This is a genomic window from Tardiphaga sp. (assembly GCF_025356345.1).
Taxonomy (GTDB): Bacteria; Pseudomonadota; Alphaproteobacteria; order Rhizobiales; family Xanthobacteraceae; genus Tardiphaga.
Map to the genome: position 1 here is coordinate 1 of NZ_JANXTC010000078.1, position 4,571 is coordinate 4,571.

Consider the following 4,571-nt stretch of genomic DNA (forward strand, 5'->3'; position numbering starts at 1 on the left):
TTGCCTTCGACCTTCTGCATCACCTGATGGATATGGCCGTTGAGCACCGTCACCGAACCGAAGCCTTTGAGATAATCCAGTGCGCGGGCGCCGTCCTCGGTGCCCCAGCCCCATTCCGGATAAACCGTCCATAGCGGAATATGGGCGAACACCACGATCGGCGTCGATTTCGAGCGGCCGCGCAAATCGTCCTCGAGCCAGGCGAGTTGCTCGGCGCCGAGATTGCCGAGCCCGCCGGCCTTCAGATCGACCACGTTGACCAGGCCGATGAAATGCACGCCGCTGGCGTCGAAGGAATACCAGCCCGCGCCCTTGCTGCCGCGACCGTAGCGCTCCTTGTAGAGTTTGACGTCGTCATCGATCATATCGTGTTCGCCGGGCACGTAATGCACGTCGAGCCTGGCCTGCGAGATGATGCGGTCGGCGTCGTCGAATTCAGACGCCTTGGAGAGGTGGCTGATATCGCCGGTATGGATCATGAAGGAGGGCGCCACCGGCATCGTCCGGATGCGGCCGATGGCCTCTTCGAGCGTGCCGAGCGCGTTGGGATTGGCCGCCTTGTCGAACCCGACATGGCTGTCGCTGATCTGCAGAAAGGTGAGGCCCGCGGGTTCGGCGGCCTGTGCCGAGCCGATCAGGCCGAGGGCGCGCGGTACGCCGCCGGAAACGGTCCACAGCACGCCGGTGCCGGCCCAGATCATGCACTCCAGCGCCTTGCGACGGTTCAGGCGCGGGTCGTCGTTCGGATGGTCATGATCGAATGCGCTCATTGCCAATCTCCCTGCACCCTGCATTGGGTGACCGGGACTGGATCGGGCGACGCGGCGGTTTATTCCCGGAGATCGGTGTTATCGCGAATCCGTGATGATCATCGCCGCGCCCTTTTCCGCGATCATCGCGGTCGGCGTGTTGGTGTTGCCCGAGGTAATGGTCGGCATTACCGAAGCGTCGATGATGCGCAGGCCCGCGATGCCATGGAAGCGCAGCCGTTCGTCGACCACCGCCAGCGGGTCGGACGCCGTTCCCATTTTGGCGGTGCCGACGGGATGGAAGATGGTGGTGCCGATGTCGCCGGCGGCCTTGGCCAACGATTCGGCGTCGTCGCCGACTGAGGGACCCGGCGAGTATTCTTCCGGATGATAGGCAGCCAGGGCAGTCTGCTTCATTAACCGCCGCGTGGTCCGGATGGCGTCAGCGGCCACCAGGCGGTCCTCGTCGGTGGAGAGATAATGCGGTGCAATCTTCGGGGCTTCGTCGGGTTTTGCGGACCGCGCCTGGACCGTGCCGCGCGAGGTTGGCTGCAGATTGCAGGCGCTGACCGTGATCGCCGGAAAGCGGTGCAGCGGATCGCCGAATTTGTCGAGTGACAGCGGCTGCACATGGAACTGGATGTTGGCGCGCTCGCGGCGCGGGTCGGAGCGGGTGAAAATGCCAAGCTGCGACGGCGCCATGGTCAGCGGCCCCCTGCGGCGCAGCGCATAATCGAGTCCCATCCAGCCCCGGCGCAACAGGTTGTAATAGGTCTCGTTGAGCGTGCGCACGCCGGACACCTTGTAGATCGCACGCTGCTGCAGATGGTCCTGCAAATTGCGGCCGACGCCCTGGCGGTCCAGCGTCAGGTCGATGCCGGCCTGCGCCAGCCATTCGGCGGGACCGATGCCGGAACGCTGCAGCAGATGCGGCGACCCGATGGCACCGGCGCACAGGATCACTTCGCCCGTGGTCCGCGCCTCGATCATTTCGCCGTCCCGCGCAAAGCGCACGCCCACGGCGCGGCCGTTCTCGACGATCAGGCGATCGACCATCACCTTGGTTTCGAGCCGCAGATTGGCGCGGTTCAGCACCGGCTTCAAAAATCCGCGCGCGGAAGACCAGCGCCGGCCGCGCTTCTGGTTGACGTGGAAATAGCCGATGCCCTCATTGTCTCCGGTGTTGAAATCATCGGTCCGGCGAATGCCCATTTCCGACGCGGCGTCGGCGACCGCGTCGAGCACCTTCCATGACAGCCGCGGCGCCTCGATGCGCCAGCCGCCGCCGGCGCCGTGGTGTTCGCTGGCGCCGAGGAAATGGTCCTCGAGGCGCTTGAACGCGGGCAGCACGTCGTCATAGCCCCAGCCGGCCAGGCCGAGCTGGCGCCAGTGGTCGTAATCGGCGGCCTGTCCCCGCATCGAGATCATGGCGTTGATGGATGACGAGCCGCCGATCACCTTGCCGCGCGGATAGGCCAGGGAGCGGCCGTTGAGGCCGGGCTCCGGCTCGGTGCGAAACATCCAGTCCGAGCGCGGATTGCCGATCGCAAACAGATAGCCGACCGGGATGTGAAACCAGATCCAGTTGTCGTTGCCGCCGGCTTCCAGCAGCAGCACGCGCTTGCCGGGATCGGCGGACAGCCGGTTGGCGACGATGCAGCCGGCGGTGCCGGCGCCGACCACGATATAGTCGAAATCTCCCTCGAGCCGTGCCGCCATCGTCCCTCGCTTGCTCCACGGTCTCGGCGCCGTGCCCCGACGCTCTAGCTTTGTGGGCGCTCCGTGTACAGCCGGCGCCCCATGTTGGGCGGCTGGCACGCGACGTGCTAGACATAATCCAACGCCATTCCACCTCCATCCTGCGTCAATTGACCCATTCGAGACCTGATCCCATGCCCATCATCAATCGCGTCGCCGACCTGCAACCGGACATCATGGCCTGGCGCCGGGATCTCCATGCCCATCCCGAGGTGATGTATGACGTGCACCGCACCGCGGCTTTCGTCGCCGGGCAGCTGCGCGCCTTCGGTTGCGACGAGGTGGTGACCGGGATGGGGCAGACCGGCGTCGTCGGTGTCATCAGGGGCCGCAAGCCGGGTGGCAAGGGCGGCGTGATCGGGATGCGCGCCGATATGGACGCGCTGCCGATCGAGGAAGAGACCAACCTGCCTTATGCCTCGAAGACCCCCGGCAAGATGCACGCCTGCGGCCATGACGGCCACACCGCGATGCTGCTCGGCGCCGCGCAATATCTCGCGGAGACCCGCAATTTCGCCGGCGATGCCGTGGTGATCTTCCAGCCGGCGGAGGAGGGCGGCGCCGGAGCGCTGGCGATGATCAATGATGGGCTGATGGACCGGTTCAAGATCGAACAGGTCTACGGCATGCATAACGGCCCCGGCATTCCGGTCGGCTCGTTCTCGTTGCGTCCCGGCCCGATCATGGCGGCGATGGATCGTATTACGATTACCATCGAGGGCGTTGGCGGCCATGCCGCCTATCCGCACAAGACCATCGATCCGGTGCTGGTCGGGTCGCAGCTGGTGGTGGCGCTGCAGTCGATCGTGTCGCGCACCATCAACCCGCTGGAATCCGCGGTGCTGTCGATCTGCGAGTTCCACGCCGGCCACGCCAGCAATGTCATTCCAGCCTCGGCGCTACTGAAGGGCACCGTCCGCTCGCTGAAGGGCGAGGTGCGTGATCTCGTCGAGAAGCGCATGAACGAGGTCTGCGCCGGCGTCGCGCTGCAGAGCGGCGCGAAGATCGACCTCGATTACGACCGCGGCTATCCGGTGGTGGTCAACCATGTCGCCGAGACCGAGATCGCGGCGCGGGTTGCCGGCGAGATCGCAGGTGCCTCCAACGTCAACACCGACATGACCCCGATCATGGGCGCCGAGGATTTCGCCTATATGCTGGAAGCGCGCCCCGGCGCCTTCATCTTCTGCGGCAATGGCGACAGCGCCGGGTTGCATCACCCCGCCTATAATTTCAACGACGACGCCATCGTGTTCGGCACCTCGTATTGGGTGAAACTGGTCGAAACCACGCTGGCGGCCTGATCGACGCATCTGTGATAGTCACGGCGTAAGTTCGAAAGGCGAATCCGCTTCTTGAATTTTTGTGGCTGCTATCACAATCGCGGGAACAAGGTTTGTCACATCACGTTGGAGGGACGGGAAACATCCCTTACCTTCAACGGAGTGTGTCATGGCGACCAAGGACAAAGACCTCAACGACCTGTTTCTCGATACGCTGAAGGATATCTATTTCGCTGAAAAGCAGATCCTGAAGGCGCTGCCGAAGATGGCGAAGGCCGCCACTTCCGACAAGCTGCGCGCCGCCTTCGAGAAGCACCATGACGAGACCGAAGGCCAGGTCGAGCGTCTGGAGCAGGTTTTCGAATTGCTCGGCAAGCCGGCCCGCGGCAAGACCTGCGACGCCATCATGGGCATTCTCGATGAGGGCAAGGAGATCATGGACGAGTACAAGGGCACGGCAGCCCTCGACGCCGGCCTGCTGGCCGCGGCGCAGGCCGTCGAACATTACGAGATTTCCCGCTACGGCACGCTGAAGACCTGGGCCACCGAGCTCGGCCTCAAGGACGCGGCGAAGCTGCTCGACCAGACCCTGCAGCAGGAAAAGAAGACCGACGACACGCTTTCGGTGCTGGCGACCTCGGCGGTCAACCTGGCCGCGGCGGCGTAAGCGTAGCGCTGTCTTCACCTCTCCCCGCTCTGCGCGGGGAGAGGTCGACCGGCAAAGCGTAGCGAAGCCGGTCGGGTGAGGGGCACAAGTCTTCCCGCCGTCATTGCGAGGAGC

At 64.5% G+C, this 4,571-nt stretch carries 4 protein-coding genes; 2 read left to right on the plus strand and 2 right to left on the minus strand.

Translation table 11 applies throughout. The features are described 5' to 3' along the window. Together Q0S16_RS04305 and Q0S16_RS04310 are read right to left on the minus strand one after the other, a co-directional pair. Positions 1-770: metallophosphoesterase (locus Q0S16_RS04305; protein WP_295845419.1), on the minus strand; the 770-nt coding region annotated here is incomplete at its 3' end. A gap of 78 nt (positions 771-848) precedes the next feature. Then, positions 849-2,468, minus strand: a complete 1,620-nt coding sequence (locus tag Q0S16_RS04310) for a GMC family oxidoreductase N-terminal domain-containing protein (protein WP_295845421.1) — start codon at positions 2,466-2,468, stop codon at positions 849-851. 173 nt (positions 2,469-2,641) lie between these two features. Here Q0S16_RS04310 and Q0S16_RS04315 point away from each other — a divergent pair, with 173 nt between their 5' ends. Beyond that, positions 2,642-3,811: a M20 aminoacylase family protein gene (locus Q0S16_RS04315; protein WP_295845424.1), complete on the plus strand. Its 1,170-nt coding sequence runs from the start codon at positions 2,642-2,644 to the stop codon at positions 3,809-3,811. Positions 3,812-3,959: 148 nt separating this feature from the next. Further along, the gene (locus tag Q0S16_RS04320; protein ID WP_295845428.1) at positions 3,960-4,457 is read left to right on the plus strand and encodes a ferritin-like domain-containing protein; all 498 of its coding nucleotides are present in this window, start codon (positions 3,960-3,962) and stop codon (positions 4,455-4,457) included. Positions 4,458-4,571: the final 114 nt, after the last annotated feature.